General features: G+C 68.7%; 16 protein-coding genes. 10 read left to right on the plus strand and 6 right to left on the minus strand.

Translation table 11 applies throughout. The annotated features are described in order from the left end of the window. Positions 1 to 66: 66 nt before the first annotated feature. Entirely contained in the window at positions 67 to 636 is a 570-nt protein-coding gene (locus HC028_RS14700) for a dihydrofolate reductase family protein (protein ID WP_168077618.1), read from the plus strand. Positions 637 to 941: 305 nt separating this feature from the next. Here HC028_RS14700 and HC028_RS14705 read toward each other — a convergent pair whose 3' ends face one another. Beyond that, positions 942 to 1,670, minus strand: a complete 729-nt coding sequence (locus HC028_RS14705; protein ID WP_168077620.1) for a winged helix-turn-helix transcriptional regulator — start codon at positions 1,668 to 1,670, stop codon at positions 942 to 944. Between the two features lie 110 nt (positions 1,671 to 1,780). Between HC028_RS14705 and HC028_RS14710 the strand changes: the two genes are divergently transcribed. Beyond that, on the plus strand, positions 1,781 to 2,617 hold the full coding sequence (locus HC028_RS14710) for a class I SAM-dependent methyltransferase (RefSeq protein WP_168077622.1): 837 nt from the start codon (positions 1,781 to 1,783) through the stop codon (positions 2,615 to 2,617). A gap of 124 nt (positions 2,618 to 2,741) precedes the next feature. Here the strand turns inward: HC028_RS14710 and HC028_RS14715 are convergent, their stop codons facing one another. Further along, positions 2,742 to 3,482 (minus strand): alpha/beta fold hydrolase, encoded by a 741-nt coding sequence (locus tag HC028_RS14715; protein ID WP_168077624.1) that lies wholly within the window; start codon positions 3,480 to 3,482, stop codon positions 2,742 to 2,744. A gap of 56 nt (positions 3,483 to 3,538) precedes the next feature. Between HC028_RS14715 and HC028_RS14720 the strand changes: the two genes are divergently transcribed. Beyond that, a complete protein-coding gene (locus HC028_RS14720) occupies positions 3,539 to 4,501 on the plus strand; it encodes a helix-turn-helix transcriptional regulator (protein ID WP_168077626.1) in 963 nt (320 codons plus the stop codon). 488 nt (positions 4,502 to 4,989) lie between these two features. Here HC028_RS14720 and HC028_RS14725 read toward each other — a convergent pair whose 3' ends face one another. Further along, complete coding sequence (locus tag HC028_RS14725; protein ID WP_168077628.1) at positions 4,990 to 5,730, minus strand: SDR family oxidoreductase; 741 nt, start codon at positions 5,728 to 5,730, stop codon at positions 4,990 to 4,992. Between the two features lie 275 nt (positions 5,731 to 6,005). Continuing rightward, a complete protein-coding gene (locus HC028_RS14730; RefSeq protein ID WP_168077630.1) occupies positions 6,006 to 6,392 on the minus strand; it encodes an ArsR/SmtB family transcription factor in 387 nt (128 codons plus the stop codon). Positions 6,393 to 6,448: 56 nt separating this feature from the next. Between HC028_RS14730 and HC028_RS14735 the strand changes: the two genes are divergently transcribed. Next, entirely contained in the window at positions 6,449 to 8,467 is a 2,019-nt protein-coding gene (locus tag HC028_RS14735; protein ID WP_373313893.1) for a heavy metal translocating P-type ATPase, read from the plus strand. Positions 8,468 to 8,696: 229 nt separating this feature from the next. On the opposite strand, the gene HC028_RS14740 is transcribed toward HC028_RS14735, so the two are convergent. Continuing rightward, positions 8,697 to 9,290, minus strand: a complete 594-nt coding sequence (locus HC028_RS14740; RefSeq protein WP_168077632.1) for a hypothetical protein — start codon at positions 9,288 to 9,290, stop codon at positions 8,697 to 8,699. Positions 9,291 to 9,854: 564 nt separating this feature from the next. Here HC028_RS14740 and HC028_RS14745 point away from each other — a divergent pair. Next, positions 9,855 to 10,385: a superoxide dismutase family protein gene (locus tag HC028_RS14745; protein WP_203981283.1), complete on the plus strand. Its 531-nt coding sequence runs from the start codon at positions 9,855 to 9,857 to the stop codon at positions 10,383 to 10,385. Then, complete coding sequence (locus HC028_RS14750) at positions 10,370 to 10,930, plus strand: copper resistance CopC family protein (RefSeq protein WP_168077637.1); 561 nt, start codon at positions 10,370 to 10,372, stop codon at positions 10,928 to 10,930. The genes HC028_RS14745 and HC028_RS14750 overlap by 16 nt, the downstream gene beginning before the upstream one ends. Positions 10,931 to 10,955: 25 nt before the next feature. Here the strand turns inward: HC028_RS14750 and HC028_RS14755 are convergent, their stop codons facing one another. Beyond that, on the minus strand, positions 10,956 to 11,867 hold the full coding sequence (locus HC028_RS14755) for a LysR family transcriptional regulator (RefSeq protein WP_168077639.1): 912 nt from the start codon (positions 11,865 to 11,867) through the stop codon (positions 10,956 to 10,958). Between the two features lie 118 nt (positions 11,868 to 11,985). Between HC028_RS14755 and HC028_RS14760 the strand changes: the two genes are divergently transcribed. From HC028_RS14760 to HC028_RS14775, 4 genes are read left to right on the plus strand one after another with little or no spacing between them, the layout of a single operon-like run. Beyond that, positions 11,986 to 12,999, plus strand: coding sequence for a membrane dipeptidase (locus HC028_RS14760; RefSeq protein WP_168077641.1), 1,014 nt, complete (start codon positions 11,986 to 11,988; stop codon positions 12,997 to 12,999). Beyond that, positions 12,999 to 13,397, plus strand: coding sequence for a RidA family protein (locus tag HC028_RS14765; protein ID WP_168077643.1), 399 nt, complete (start codon positions 12,999 to 13,001; stop codon positions 13,395 to 13,397). The genes HC028_RS14760 and HC028_RS14765 overlap by 1 nt, the downstream gene beginning before the upstream one ends. Before the next feature lie 2 nt (positions 13,398 to 13,399). Further along, the gene (locus HC028_RS14770; RefSeq protein ID WP_168077645.1) at positions 13,400 to 14,194 is read left to right on the plus strand and encodes an amino acid ABC transporter ATP-binding protein; all 795 of its coding nucleotides are present in this window, start codon (positions 13,400 to 13,402) and stop codon (positions 14,192 to 14,194) included. After that, positions 14,191 to 14,838, plus strand: coding sequence for an amino acid ABC transporter permease (locus HC028_RS14775; protein ID WP_168077647.1), 648 nt, complete (start codon positions 14,191 to 14,193; stop codon positions 14,836 to 14,838). Before HC028_RS14770 ends, HC028_RS14775 begins: the two co-directional genes overlap by 4 nt. The last annotated feature ends 11 nt before the right edge of the window (positions 14,839 to 14,849 follow it).

The following is a 14,849-nucleotide window of genomic DNA, read 5'->3' on the forward strand; positions in this document are numbered from 1 at the left end:
GGTCTCGCAGGAGTCCGCTCTGGGAAGGTCAGACGTGCGGTGATGCCCCCGGGAAGGCGGTCGTGAATGAGCGGCAAGGTTGTCGTGAACCGGTGTATGTCGCTTGACGGCTTCATCGCCGGCCCCGGCCATTCCATGAACTGGGGGGATGGCCGCGCTCTCGCCGACTTCGTGGCACCGGACGACTTCGCGGAGATCGCAGCGGCCACCGGCGCCATGCTCGTCGGCCGGCGGACGTGGGAGGTAGGCGACCGGATGGAGGCCGAGAAGCCGGGCAGCGCCGACTACCCCTTCTCCGGATCCATGTTTCTCCTCACCCACAGGCCGCTGGAGCCGCCGAACCCGAACGTCACGATCCTCACCGGCGACATCGGCGAAGCGGTCGCCACGGCACTGGACGCTGCCGGCGGCAAGAACCTCGAAATCCTCGGCGCCGACGTGGCCGGCCAGTGCCTGCAGCGGGGGCTCGTCGACGAGATCCTGGTGTATGTACTGCCGGTTCTGCTCGGCGACGGCATCCGCTTCTCGGCCCCGGGCCTTGCGAGGACAGACCTGGAACCAATCAGCAGCACGCGGTCGGGCGACGCCACCATCCTCCGCTTCCGCGTCCGCAAGCAGTCCGACCAGACTGTCTGACTGTGTGTGTCCCTAATCTGGGCTTCGCGCCGGGCCCACGCGGTTACCGGCTCTGCCGAATAGCGAATGTGTGGGCGCGCGGCCCTTGTGGTTGGCCGGCACCGCCATGATTCCGGTCGGCACCCGCGCGCAGACACGCGCTGAACGTCGATGAGCGGATGTTTCACTCTCCGGTAGTCGGCTGCGGGGCGATAGCTGCGACGCGGTGCTGGCCGGCCTGTGGTCTGGTCGACTCTGTCCGCTGATCAGGCATGGGTATCGCTGCCTTCCCATGATGGGGGCTGGGCCCGGCGTCAACGGGGCGCTCAGGCCGGTACACCCGTGTCGGCCGCCCGGATGTGGATCGCGTCGACGTCGCCATCGGGTCGGGGTACCGAGGAGTACATCGTGGGCTTGAACCAGGTGGGCAGCGCGCGACGCAGGGCCTCCGGTCCGTGTATCTCAAGTTCTCCGGAGCGCAGGGCATCGAGCCAGGGCAGATCGCCCAGCCATACCGCGATCAGGCAGCGCAGGCTGGTGGTCACTACCACGGCCACCTCGTGGCCTGGGTCGGTGTCGCAGACGTCGGCGTCGGTCGGAGTGATCACCAGCCACCAGTCACGCAGTTGCGGCGCTACGGCATGGAACCGGAACTGGACCACGGTGCGTCGGTCCGGCACGGCGGCGTGCTCGATGTTGCGGTGCATGTCCCACAGCAGCAGCTTCGGGTCGAGGTCCTGGTCGCCGAGCTCGCCGATCCAGCGGACGCCCCAGGCGCCGAGCGCCATGACGATCGGCTCGAGCTCTCGCCCAGCCGGAGTCAACAGGTACCGGACCTCGGTGCCCTCCGGTCGCCGCTCCACGACGCCCGCGTTGACCAGTTGATGCAGCCGTTTCGACAACAGCGAGGGCGACATCCGCGGCAGGCCGCGGCGCAGCTCGTTGAAGTGGTGGCTGCCGGCGATCAGCTCTCGAATGACGAGCATCGTCCAGCGCTCGTCGAGTAGCTCCATGGCTTTGGCTACCGGGCAGAACTGATGGTACGAGCGTCCCATGCGGTGACGGTAGGCCGATGGCGGCGGCCGGTCGAGTACAGATGCAGTACTAGGCCGGCTCCGTCACCGCTCCTAGGGTCGATATCGGACAACGCGATGGGAGGACGGCGATGACCGCACCGATGGACGCGCTCGAGGCAGACCGGGCGCTCAAGACCAGGCACCGCGCGATGTGGGCGCTCGGGGACTATCCAGCGGTCGCCGCCGAGGTCATCCCTGCAGTCGGTCGGGTGCTGGTGGAGGCGTGCGGGGTCGGGCCGGGTCAGCGAGTCCTGGACGTCGCGGCCGGGTCGGGCAACGCGGCCATCCCGGCGGCGCTGGCTGGCGGGGAGGTGGTGGCCAGCGACCTGACGCCGGAACTGCTGGAGGCCGGCCAGCGCGTAGGGGCGCAACACGGCGCGCAACTACAGTGGCGCCAAGCCGATGCCGAGGCGTTACCGTTCGCCACCGGCGAGTTCGACGTCGTCATGTCGTGCCTCGGAGTCATGTTCGCGCCGCACCATCAAACCAGCGCAGACGAGCTTGTCAGGGTAACCCGTCCAGGGGGCGTCATCGGGCTACTCAACTGGACTCCTGAGGGGTTCATCGGGCAGATGTTCGCCGTCATGAAGCCGTACGCCGCGCCCCCGCCGGCCGGCGCGCAGCCGCCGCCATTGTGGGGTAACGAGGACTACGTCAGTGCCCTCCTCGGCGACCGGGTCACCGATGTCACCGCACAGCGGAAGACCGTCCGCGTGGATCGGTTCCCCACGGCGGAGGCGTTCCGCGACTTCTTCAAGAGCCGCTACGGGCCGACCATCGCCACGTACCGCAACATCGCGGAACATCCCGAACGTGTCGACGCCCTGGACCATGAGCTAGCTGAACTTGCCCGCCGACACGACCGCGGTGCAGGAGCGATGGATTGGGAGTACCTGCTGTTCACCGCTCATAAGGCGCGGTCGTAGCACCAGTAGATAAGAAGCCGAATTGAGGACGTTGCTTTGGGGGGAGTGGCCGGGTTGTTCGGTTCCGTCGTCGACCGCGTACCGCTGCCGGGTGAGCTGGTGTGTGGTCACCCGGCAGCGGCGGTTACGCCGTCAGCCGCGCCTGGTGCAGGATTGCGGCCAGCTCGATCGGTCGGCTGAGCATCGGCCAATGCCAGGTCGGCAGTTCCTCGTAGCGCCACGCGTCGCCGGCCATGTGGCGGTACAGCGGCATTGTCGCGGCCATCCCCTGCACCTGCGCGGCGGTGAAGCTCGACAGCACGCCGAGTCTGGGCAGCTTCTCCCACGCCCCGGTCAGCCGGACCGGTGCGGTGGCGGTCGCCCACGGCTGGTCGATCGACCGCTCGCGCAGCAGCGTGACGATCGAGTCATCCACGTCGGGCACGTCGGCGGCCAAGTCGGCCCAGGGCGGCGGCGGCAGCCGCCACCCGTCACCGTGGTCGGCCACCAATGCCGCGTTGCGCTCGCGCTCGGCCGGCGGGGTGAACTCGACCTGGGCCACCCCGTCGGGCAGCGGGCCGGTGTCGACATAGACCAGCTGGGCGACGCGGTCGGTGACGCGGTCGGCGGCCGCGGTGACGACGCTACCGGCGTAGCTGTGCCCGACGAGGACCACGTCGCGAAGGTTCTCGTAGCGCAGGAGGTTGACCACGTCGGTGACGTGGACGTCGAAGTCGGTGTCGGGACGGGCCAGGTGAGCGCGCTCCCCGAGGCCCGTCAGGCTGATCGGGTACACGTCGTGGCCGTGCCGGCGTAGTTCAGCGGCCGTCGAACGCCAGGCCCAGGCGCCGAGCCAGAACCCGGGGACCAGTACGAATGTCGTCATGCGCGGCACGCTACGGTCAATACCGGACAGTTTCCGCCCGGATTAGGAGGACTGCTTTGGCCAGGCCGACAGCGCGGGTACTGGCCCTGCTGGAGATCCTCCAGTCGGGCGGCGCATTCAGCGTCGCCGACCTGGCCCGCCGGCTCGGCGTCGACGAGCGCACCGTCCGCCGCTACACGACCCACCTCCTTGACCTGGGCATCCCGGTCGAGGCGCGCCGTGGCCGCTACGGCGGGTACCGGCTCGCGCCCGGATACAAGTTGCCGCCGCTCATGCTCACCGACGAGGAGGCGGTCGCCATCGTCCTCGGCCTTGCCGCCGGGCGCCGCGCGGGACTGGTCACAGCCGACCACACGGCCACCGAGAGCGCCACCGCCAAGCTGCGCCGGGTACTGCCAGCCGCCCTTGCCCGGCGCATCGACGCCCTACTGGCCACCATGGACGTCACCGGACCGGTCCGGCAACAAGCCCCACCCGGCATCGAGGTGCTGCTGGTGCTCGCCGAGGCGGCCCGCGACCGACACCCGGTACAGCTGACGTACACCACCTGGCATGGCCGCTCCAGTGAACGCGGCCTCGACCCGTACGGGCTGGTCTTCCACAACGGCCGCTGGTACGTCACCGGTCGCGACCACTCCAGCGGATCCGTGCGGACATTCCGACTCGACCGCATCGGCGCCATCGGCGCTACCGACGGGGCGTTCGAGGTACCGGCCGGGTTCGACCCCACCGGACACGTCCTTGCCGGCCTGGCCTCGGTGCCCTACGCCCACGACGTCTCGGTCCTGCTGCACACCAGCCTCGCCCAGGCACGGCGGCGGATCCCTCCATCGGTCGGCACACTCACAGAGGTCCCCAACGGAGTGCGGCTGACCACCCGAGCCGAACACCTCGACGGCGCCGCCCAGATGTTGGCCGGGCTCGGCTGGCCCTTCACCATCGAACGGCCCACCGAACTCAGAGCCGAGGTGCGCGCCCTGGCCGCCCGCCTACTCACCCACGCAGACGCAGGCGAGTAGACCGCCACAGCGGCCCGTCGACGTTGGTAAGCCGGGCAGTATGAAACATCCGCTCTTGCCGCAGATAGGTTGGGGTTCCGGTGGCGACCGCTGGCAGCGCACCGTCGAGTCCGATCTCCAGGTGTTTATACGCTGGTGTGACCAGGTCGGGGTCGACGTACTGACTGCGCGGCGAGTCGACATCGAGCTGTTCGTTCGCTGGCTGCAAGAGGTGCGGCGGTTCAGATCGCCGCCTACATGGCCTCCGGAACATGAGATGGCCGCAGCACTCGTCCGACTCTGGCGATGAGCGGACGTTGCCGTCAGCCGGGCGAGAGCGGCGTGGGCGTCTCGGCGGATCGTAGAGTGTGGCAAACGAAGAGTCGTTCCAGCGCGGGTCGATCAGGGGCGGAGGCCGGCTACGTGTCCGGATGGGCGTCGGGTAAGCGTCCGGCGCTCAGCAGACCGTCCAGCCGATCACGAACCACGGCATTCCGCCGGCTGCCCGGTTACCGGGCCGTCTGGATCCAGTCCTGGTAGTGCGTGGGTGCCAGGTGTGCGTCCGGGCCTGCGATGAGCACGTCACCGGTGACGCCCGCGAACATGCCGGCCTTGTCGTCGGTGATGACGGTCCGGTTGTCCTGCTGTGCCGCCAGGGTGACCCTGCCGAGTTCGTCGAGGGGGAAGACATCCGGGCCGGCAATGTTGCGGATGCCTCGCAGCGGCGTGCCGGTGGAGACGTCGACGACCGCGTCGACGACGTCCGCAGCGGCGATCGGCTGAAGGCGGGTAGAGGGCAGGCGAACGGTGGTGTCGTCGGAGGTCCAGAACACGACCGCGTCCATGAACTCGAAGAACTGGGTGGAACGCACGATGGAGTACGGCGTGGGCCCCTGGCGGAGCAGGTCCTCCTGCAAGGCCTTGGCACGGTAGTAGTCCAGCTGGGGCACCTGGTCCACACCGACAATCGAGAGGATCACCTGGTGCCGGACACCGGCGCGCTCTCCGGCGGCCAGCAGGTTGTTCATGGAGGTGCGGAAGAAGTCCAGGGACGCCTCGTCGAATGTCGGCGAGTTCGCCAGGTTGACCACGACCTCGGCGCCTTCTAGGGCCTGGTCCAGACCCTTCCCCGTGATCAGGTCGACGCCGGTGGACGGTGCCGCGGGGACGGCCTCGTGTCCGGCCGCGGTCAGCTTCTGGACCACCTGCGAGCCGATCAGTCCGGTACCGCCGATGACGGTGAGCTTCATGGCTCTCACCTTTCCAATAACCGGTGCCTCAATCCCAGGAAGAACTCGCCCAGATCGCATACGCGCCCCTGCCGGTCGCTGTACAGCCATCCGTGTCGCTGTACAGCCATCCGTACAGCCAAGCCGGCCGACAGATCGAGCAGGTCAGCAGGCGTAGTCGACGAATCCGCGGTGACCTGCGAGTACTGCGGCGCGCGCCGGGAAGGCTTCGCGTAGCGCGGCTGATCCACGAAACGCTATGCGACGCCTATCCGAAGTGCTCCCGGGCGTACCGCTCAGCCGGCTACCGGGGTGGGCGTGCCGGTATGGGTGGCCAGGTCGTCGCTGGCGTGGTCGGGAAGGTCTCGGTCGGTGTGGTCGGCGTGGAACAACGCCTCGTTCAGCAGCGCGCGGACGTGGACGTCGGCGGCGGAGTAGTACACGAAAGTGCCCTCGCGGCGGCCGCGGACCAGGCCGGCCAGGCGCAGCTTGGCCAGGTGCTGGCTGACGGCGGTGGGGGCGGCGCCGACCAGCTCGGCCAGGCACGCCACCGACGACTCGCCCTGCAACAGCGCCCACAGGATCTTGATGCGGGTCGGGTCGGCGAGCAGTCGGAAGCCCTCGGCGGCGAGGTGGACCTGCTCGTCGTTGGGCATCTGGAAGTCCGGCAGCGAGCTATGCACGCGCCCAGCCTAACGTGAACATCTCTATTCGTCTGCCTAGCTGCTTGGCTACCTGCGTGAGTACGCAGGTATTGTGGCTCGGTGTGACGGTCAGCCTTGAAGACATCTCCACGCCGGTTGCCGCGCCGACGCCCCGGCAATCCGCAGCCCGCAGGCTGCCCGCCAGGCTGTGGGCCCTGGCGGAGGTGCGCTGGGCGGCGCTCGCCACCGTGCTGTTCGCCCTCGGCGGCGCCGCGCAGCTGGCCGGGGCACCGCGGCCGGTGTGGTGGGGGCTGTACCTGGCCTGCTACGCGGCCGGCGGCTGGGAACCCGCGCTGGCTGGGCTACGGGCGCTGCGGGACAAGAGCCTCGATGTCGACCTGCTGATGATCGTCGCCGCAGTCGCGGCCGCCGGCATTGGGCAGGTCTTCGACGGCGCGTTGCTGATCGTCATCTTCGCCACCTCCGGCGCGCTGGAGGCGTTCGCCACCGCGCGGACCGCCGATTCGGTACGCGCCCTGCTCGATCTCGCACCGGAGAAGGCCATCCGGGTCCGTCCCGACGGTGGCGAGGAGATCGTCGGCGCCGCAGTCCTCGAGGTCGGGGACGTGGTCCGGGTACGGCCGGGCGAGCGCGTCGGCGCCGACGCCGTCGTCGTCGACGGGGCCAGCGAGGTCGACCAGGCCTCGATCACCGGCGAGCCGCTGCCGGCGTCCAAGTACCCCGGCGACGAGGTGTTCGCCGGCACCCTCAACGGCACCGGTTCGTTCACCGCACGCGTACACCGCCCGGCCGGGGAATCGGTGATCGCCCGCATCGTCGCCCTGGTCGACGAGGCGTCCGCGACGAAGGCCCGTACCCAGTTGTTCATCGAGAAGGTCGAACAGCGGTACTCGGTCGGCGTCGTCGTAGCCACTCTCGCGCTGTTCGCGATTCCGCTGGCGCTCGGCGCGGCGCTGCAGCCGACGCTGCTGCGGGCGATGACCTTCATGATCGTCGCCTCGCCGTGCGCGGTGGTGCTGGCCACGATGCCGCCGCTGCTGGCGGCGATCGCCAACGCCGGCCGCCACGGTGTGCTGGTCAAATCCGCCGTGGTCATGGAACAGCTTGCCGACAGCCAGGTGGTGGCGTTCGACAAGACCGGCACCCTGACCGAGGGCGCCCCGCGCGTCGCCGAGATCCACCCCGCCGACCGGCTCAGCGGCGATGAGCTGCTGCGGCTGGCTGCCGGCGCCGAGTACCCCAGTGAGCATCCGCTGGCCACGGCGGTGCTGGCCGCCGCCCGCCAACGCGGACTGGCCGTCCCGGTGGCAGCGGGCTTCGCGTCCACCCCCGGCCGAGGAGTGTCCGCCACCGTCGAGGGGCGGCAGGTGTGGGTGGGCAGCCCCGCGCTGCTGGCCGACCTGTCACCGACGTCGGGTGGCACCGACGCGCTGGCGCAGGTCACCGCCGCGGTCGATACTGCCGAGAACGCCGGTCGCACCGCCGTCGTGGTCATCGTCGACAACGTCCCCGCCGGTGTCCTTGCCCTCGCGGACCAGTCGCGCCCGCGCGCTGCCACCACCGTCCGCGCGCTGACCGTACTCACCGGCACTCCGCCGGTGCTGCTCACCGGCGACAACTCCGGCGCCGCCCGCCGCCTCGCCGACGAGGTCGGCATCTCCGACCTGCACGCGGGACTGCTGCCTGCCGACAAGGTCGCCCGCGTACGGGACCTGCAACGCGACGGTCGGCGGGTACTGCTCGTCGGCGACGGCGTCAACGACGCCCCCGCCCTGGCCGCCGCCGACCTCGGCGTCGCCATGGGTCGTCACGCCTCCGACCTCGCGCTGCAGACAGCCGACGCGGTCATCGTCCGCGCCGAACTGCCCACCCTGCCCGCAGTCATCGCACTGTCGCGCCGAGCCCGGCGGCTCGTCGTGGCCAACCTCGTCATCGCCGCGACCTTCATCACCGTGCTGGTCGCCTGGGACCTGTTCGGCCACCTGCCACTGCCCCTCGGTGTGGCCGGCCACGAGGGCTCCACCGTCATCGTCGGCCTCAACGGCTTGCGCCTTCTCCGCGCCCGCGCGTGGCGCACCGAAATGATCAGCTAGCGAAGTACGCCCCCGTCCCGTCGGGTGAGTGCGCTGCGCGCCATCACGAGCAGTGACCGACCGGTGCGGACCGCGCGACCGGGTTCCCGCGCTGCCGGCGGTATCGCCGAATCTTCGCCGGGACCATGCGCGTCGGCCGTGACCCGGTGGCACTGAGGCGACTGGTCACGGCCTACGGCGAAAGGCGCTCGCGTTTAGCGATCAAGGCCTATTCGAGTATGGGATATCGTCACGCTGCGACGGCGCTGTCGGTGATAGGCCCGTTGTGTTTTGGGTGCTTCGCTGGCATGAACTCGGGCATGACGCGAAGTTCTACCCGTATGACCTGTTTTTGCAGTTCCGGATTGACTGGTGCGGCATCAGGTCGGCGACGGAATGTGTGCTTCGCCAGCCACAGGAATGCTGCAGCGATCCAGCCAGACGGCGAGCTGTTCAGGAGATGCTCGAGGTTCGCCGCCCTGAAGTCACTGAAGTACTTGAGGAGTGCCTGGCGATCCGTCAGTGGAACGCGGTCATTGAGCATGTCGTCGGTGATTGACGGAAGTCGCGTTTCGCCAAGCAGGACGACGGCCAGCATCACGTCGGAAAAAGAGTGTCTCTTCGCGTCTCGTATATGGGTCTCGATGAGGTCTAGTAGCTTGATTGCCCCCGGGCTGAGCTCTATTGCCCCGCTGAGTAAATCGTCGACCAGCGAATCTCGTAGATTCCACAGGTGATTGCGGAATCTGCTATGTGCCCAGTTGGAAAGCTGGAGTATCAGGCCTACTGGCAGCAGCGCAGCCGCTAGGAGCATGAACGAGAGCGCTAGCGAAGATCCATTCATCGTGCGTCTCCCGTGATAGAGGTCCCTTGCCTGCTTACGCTGCAGCTTCGGGTGGCGACTGCCGTAGTTGCAGCAGGGTGCGCTCGAGACTGTCCGCCCGCCCTCGAATGCGATCTATTTCTTTTTGTCCGTGGCTCCGCGTTGACGAGCGTGACATCGACAAACTTAACGCTTCACGGTCTGGCGTGCTGCCCCGTGGTGCGCCCGGTAGGGCTGAGCGGTGGCGGTTGCTGCGTACGGATGCAGCGAAAGGTGTCGATGTCCTTGGTTGGCGCAGTGAAGTCGGGCGTATGCAACCGCAGGCGCTTGTCTGCCGCAGGCGTTGTCGACGGGACGGCGGCCGATTGTCCTCTGACCTGCGCTAATGTTGCGCCCTGCGCCAGGTTGACTCCAGCGCGTATTGAGGAGGGGTCGGATCACGTTAGGGAGGCAAGAGACGTGACGCTCGCCTCTCCGGGAACCTCCCGGGTCGAGTCGACGACTACCTGATTCGATGCTGCTGAGCGATTTTTGGGAGGGTTGATGCGCGAGCGTACTGCTCGTCCAGGCCGGGTGAAGGTCGGAATGTCGATTGTTGGCCTGCTTGCCGTCGCGGCGCTGGCTGGGTGTGGCGGAAAGGCCCACACTCCGACCGATACGCCGGCCAGCGCCCACGGAGTGCCCTCCGGCATGTCGATGGGTGACCCCTCGGCGACCCCCGCAGACAAGATCGACGGTGCGAAGAAGTCGACCTTCACGCTGCTCGACACCCGGCCGCCCGGCACCGACAGCGCGGCCGGAACAGCTTGGCTGGCCCAGAACGACAAGGGCACGACGGTCACGATCACGATGACCGGACTCAAGCCGGGCAAGGAGTACATGGCCCACCTGCACGCGCAGGCCTGCGCCAAGGACAACGGCGGTCCGCACTTCATGTTCGACCCGGCCGGCCCGACGACGCCGCCCAACGAGGTGCACCTGGGCTTCACCGCCGATGCCGCCGGCAAGGCGACGGTGACGGTCGCCAACGACCGCAAGGTCGGCGATGGTGCCCGCGCGCTGGTCGTGCACCCCATGGACGCGATGGACAACAGGTTGGCATGCGCCGACTTCTGACCATCCTGATGCTGGCCGCGGGGATGCTCACCGTCCCCGCGCCGGCATCGGCGCACAGTGGCCTGGTCAGCGCCTCGCCCGGCCCCGGCGACAAGATCGCCCCCGGTGCGCAGGCCGTGGCCCTGACGTTCGGCCCGCTACGCGATCAGGGGCCGCACCGGGTCAGCGTATCCGGCCCCGATGACAAGCCAGTGGCTTCGGGGCAGCCGGTACTGGTCGACGGCAGCACGCTCTGCCTCTCGGTGACCGCGCTGCAGCGGCCGGGGGTGTACGCGGTGTCGTATTCGACGGTGGCCAGAGACGGTGACGCGCAGCAGAGCAAGTTCTACTTCCAGGTCGTGGAGTCCGGCGGCCGGGTCGCAGACGCGGCCGCGTGCCAGGGCCACCGGCTGCCGTCGCCCACGATCCAGGCGCAACAGCACGCTTCGAGCAACCGGATCCTGACGATCGTGTTCTGCACCATTTTGCTGATCAAGGCCGGTGCCACGGTCGCGATCGTGCGCGTGATGCGCAAGCGCCGGCGGCGCACGGCCGACATCGGCTGACAAAATCTACCCGGGGCGGCCCCGGCTAACCGGCCGCTGCGGCGCCGGTGTCGTTTCGGTACACGCTCAGCGCCACCTCGACGAAGTTCTGCACCGTACGCGACAGCGCCCGCTCGGGCGAGTACGCGATCGACACCTCCGTGTTGGCGGCCGCGTCCTCCAGCGCGAGGTAGCGCAGGCTGGGCAGCCTGAGCGACCGCAGCGAGTCGGGCACGATCGCCACGCCCGCGTCGCTGGCCACGAGGCCCAGAATCGTCGGGAACTGGACGGCCTCCTCGGCGGGTTCGAGGCGGAACCCGGCGGCGTGACACAGCCCGGCGATGTGGTCGTACAGCAGCGACACCCGGTGGCGCGGGAAGATGATGAACCGCTCGCCGGCCAGCGAGGCGAGCGTCACGCTGCGCTGTCCGGCCAGGCGGTGGGATTCGTGCACCGCGAGGTACAGACGCTCGCGTACGAGCGGGCGGATGACGAGATCGTCGACCACGCCCGCCTCGCGCACGATGCCGACGTCGAGTCGGCCCTCCCGGAGGTCGTCGAACTGGGCCGGTGTGGTCATTTCGTGCAGTTGCAGGTCGATCCCTGGCCAGCGCTGGTGCAGGGCCTTCGTCACGTTGGGGATGATCTGGAGTGCCGCCGACGAGACGAAGGCGAGGCGAAGGACGCCCGCCTCACCGTTCGCCGCCTGAGTGACCGACGTCCTGGCTCGCTCCACGCTGGCGAGCACGCGCCGAGCCTCCGACTGCATGGCCCGGCCCGCGTCGGTCAGCTCCACCCTGCGCGTCGTCCGGATGAACAGCGGTGTGCCCAGCTCACGCTCCAGGCGGCGGATCTGCTGACTCAGGCCGGGTTGGGCGATGCGCAGATGCTCGGCGGCGCGGCCGAAATGTAGTTCGTCCGCGACGGCGAGGAAGTAGCGCAGCTGCGAGAGCTCCATCGATTAAGCATATTCGCTTATTAATCTTGCGTCGATTGGTCTTTGTGTTCCGAATGATGTCGTCCTTACGCTCATCGCCATCGTGGACATCAAGTACGGATTCCGCAGGGGAGAACCGGTGGCTCAGCCGAACACAGCGAACCGCGGCAGCGACGTCTGGAGGGAGGACTTCCTCGTCATCGACGGTCTGCAGATCACCAACTGGGATCGCGCGGCCCTGGAGGAGCTTCGCACCGGGGGAGTGTCGGGAGTCAACGCGACCTGCGCGGTCTGGGAAGGGCCGACCGAGGCGCTGCGCAACATCGGCGACTGGTACCAGCTGGCGCGCAAGCACAGCGACCTGGTGACCCTCGCGTCCACCGTGGGCGACATCGTGGCGGCCAAGGCGGAGGGCCGGATCGCCGTCCTGCTCGGGTTCCAGAACACCTCGCCCTTCGCCGACGACTACACCCTCGTCGAGGTGTTCCACCGCCTCGGCGTACGGATCGCGCAGTTGACGTACAACATTCAGAACGTCGTCGGAGGCGCCTGCTACGACCCGGAGGACTCGGGCCTCACCCGCTTCGGGCGCAACATCGTCGCCGAGATGAACCGCGTCGGCATGCTGGTCGACCTCTCCCACGTCGGCAACCGCACCTGCCGGGATGCCATCGACGCCTCGGCCACCCCGGTGGCGATCACCCACGCCAACCCGACGTGGTTCTTCGACACCGCCCGCAACAAGCCAGCCGACGTCATCAAGGCCCTCGTCGACCGCGGCGGGATCCTGGGCTGCTGCCTCTACCCGAACGTCCTCGGCGGCGCCCGGGTCACCCGCGAGCAGTTCTGCGAGATGGTGGTACGCCTGGTCGACGAGATCGGCATCGAACACGTCGCGATCGGCAGCGACTGCGCCCGAAACTGGGACGACGACTACGTCGGCTGGCTGCGCAACGGCCGGTGGCAGCCGCCGAGCGGCGACGGGGACAAGCCCACCTGGCCGTCGTGGCCGAGTTGGTTCACCGGCCCGGAGGACTTCCCGACCCTCACCGAGGGACTGTTCGACGCCGGCCTGAACGACGACGACGTGGCGCGGGTCCTGGGCGGCAACTGGCTGAACCTGTTCGAGACCGTCTTCGAGGGGAGCGCGTGATGCCCGCTTCGATCCGAATCATTCCGCACGCGGACGGCCAGGACCGTCCGTACCAGGCGGCGACGGTGCACGGGGGCGTCGTCTACCCGTGCGGGCAGGTCCCGGTACGTACGGACGGAGTCGTCCCGGCCGATTTCGCCGAGCAGGTCACGGTATGTCTGGACAATCTGGAGCGCGTTCTCCACGCCGCAGGGTCAGACCTAGATCACTTGCTGCAACTCACCGTGTACCTTGCCGATCTAGCCGATTTCGACGCGTACAACGCCGCCTACCTGGCGCGACTGCGCGGACGACCGCTTCCACCTCGCACCACCGTGCAGGTTGCGGGGTTCCGCGGCGGCAAGCGGATCGAAATCAGCGCCATCGCGGCCGTTGCATCAGCTGACCAGGGAAGTTAGCCATGGACAAATATGACACTCCGCAGGGTAGCGCCGGCCCGGCCGCCTTCGTGCGGGCTGCGAACATCGTGAAGGCGTACGGCGACCACCGGGCCGTCGACGACGTGTCGATGGACCTGAAGGCGGGCGAGGTCGTCTCCATCATCGGCCCCAGCGGCGCCGGCAAGAGCACGTTCCTGCGCTGCCTCAACTTCCTGGAGATGCCCACGGCGGGCGCGGTGACGATCGGCGACCGGTCGGTCGCGGTCGGCCCGGACCACGCGACGCCGTCGCGTAAGGACCTCGCCGCGCTGCGCCGCAACGTCGGCATGGTGTTCCAGTCGTTCAACCTGTTCCCGCACCTCACGGCGCTGCGCAACATCTCCCTGCCGCAGGAGCGGGTGCTCGGCCGGTCCCGGCAGGAGGCCGACGAGCGCTCCCGCGCGCTGCTGGCGCGGGTCGGGCTGAAGGACAAGGCGGACAGCTACCCGTCGCGCTGCTCCGGCGGCCAGCAGCAGCGCATCGCGATCGCGCGGGCCCTGGCCCTCGACCCGGCCGTGATGCTGTTCGACGAGCCGACCTCGGCGCTGGACCCGGAGGTCGGCATGGAGGTCCTCGCCGTCATGCGCGAACTCGCCGGCGACGGAATGACCATGGTGGTCGTCACCCACGAGATGGCCTTCGCCCGCGACGTCTCCGACCGGGTCGTGGTCATGGTGGACGGGGCCGTCGTCGAGGACGGCAGCCCCGAGGTGGTCATGAGTGACCCGACGAACGCGCGGACCCGGCAGTTCCTGAGCGCGGTGCTCGGCCGATGAACACGCAGAGTCTGGTCTACCTGCTCGGTGGGGTCGTCGGCACCCTTGTCATCACGGGCGCCGCCTTCGCCATCGGAGCGGTGCTGGGTGCCCCGGTCGCATGGGCGCAGCGCTCCCGCTTCTTCCCGGTACGCGCGCTGATCCGTACCTATGTGGAGATCATTCGCGCGGTGCCGCCGCTGGTCTGGATTTTCGTCGTCTTCTTCGGCCTGCCCGAGGTGGGGGTGAGCCTCCAGCCGCTCACCGCCGCCATCGTCACGCTCGGCGTCATCGCGTCGAGCTACCTGGCGGAGATCTACCGGGGCGGCCTGGCCGCCATCCACCGGGGACAGTGGGAAGCCTGCGCGGCCCTGGGGATGAGCGGGCTCGACACCGCCAGGCACGTGGTCGCGCCGCAGGTGCTCCGGGTCATCCTGCCCACCGCGGCGACCTACCTCATCGGGCTGTTGAAGGACTCCGCGCTCGCCTCGGCGATCGGCGTGGCCGAGATCGCGTTCCGGGCTAACGCCGAGACGCAGCGGACCGGGCTGGGGCTCACGTTCTTCGTCGCGGCCGGCGTCCTCTACGTCCTGCTGAGCCTGCCGCTGGCGGCGATGTCCCGTCGGCTCGACAGCCGCATCCGTGCGCGCTACGCGATGACGTGATGGGGGCGCTC

The sequence above is a fragment of the Planosporangium flavigriseum genome (assembly GCF_011947225.1).
GTDB classification, from domain to species: Bacteria; Actinomycetota; Actinomycetes; order Mycobacteriales; family Micromonosporaceae; genus Planosporangium; species Planosporangium flavigriseum.

Coding starts and splice junctions, on each gene's coding strand:
- HC028_RS14700 (WP_168077618.1), top strand. CDS start 67: ATGAGCGGCAAGGTTGTCGTGAACCGGTGTATGTCGCTTGACGGCTTC.
- HC028_RS14705 (WP_168077620.1), bottom strand. CDS start 1,670: ATGGGACGCTCGTACCATCAGTTCTGCCCGGTAGCCAAAGCCATGGAG.
- HC028_RS14710 (WP_168077622.1), top strand. CDS start 1,781: ATGACCGCACCGATGGACGCGCTCGAGGCAGACCGGGCGCTCAAGACC.
- HC028_RS14715 (WP_168077624.1), bottom strand. CDS start 3,482: ATGACGACATTCGTACTGGTCCCCGGGTTCTGGCTCGGCGCCTGGGCC.
- HC028_RS14725 (WP_168077628.1), bottom strand. CDS start 5,730: ATGAAGCTCACCGTCATCGGCGGTACCGGACTGATCGGCTCGCAGGTG.
- HC028_RS14740 (WP_168077632.1), bottom strand. CDS start 9,290: ATGAATGGATCTTCGCTAGCGCTCTCGTTCATGCTCCTAGCGGCTGCG.
- HC028_RS14745 (WP_203981283.1), top strand. CDS start 9,855: ATGTCGATTGTTGGCCTGCTTGCCGTCGCGGCGCTGGCTGGGTGTGGC.
- HC028_RS14750 (WP_168077637.1), top strand. CDS start 10,370: ATGCGCCGACTTCTGACCATCCTGATGCTGGCCGCGGGGATGCTCACC.
- HC028_RS14755 (WP_168077639.1), bottom strand. CDS start 11,867: ATGGAGCTCTCGCAGCTGCGCTACTTCCTCGCCGTCGCGGACGAACTA.
- HC028_RS14765 (WP_168077643.1), top strand. CDS start 12,999: ATGCCCGCTTCGATCCGAATCATTCCGCACGCGGACGGCCAGGACCGT.
- HC028_RS14770 (WP_168077645.1), top strand. CDS start 13,400: ATGGACAAATATGACACTCCGCAGGGTAGCGCCGGCCCGGCCGCCTTC.
- HC028_RS14775 (WP_168077647.1), top strand. CDS start 14,191: ATGAACACGCAGAGTCTGGTCTACCTGCTCGGTGGGGTCGTCGGCACC.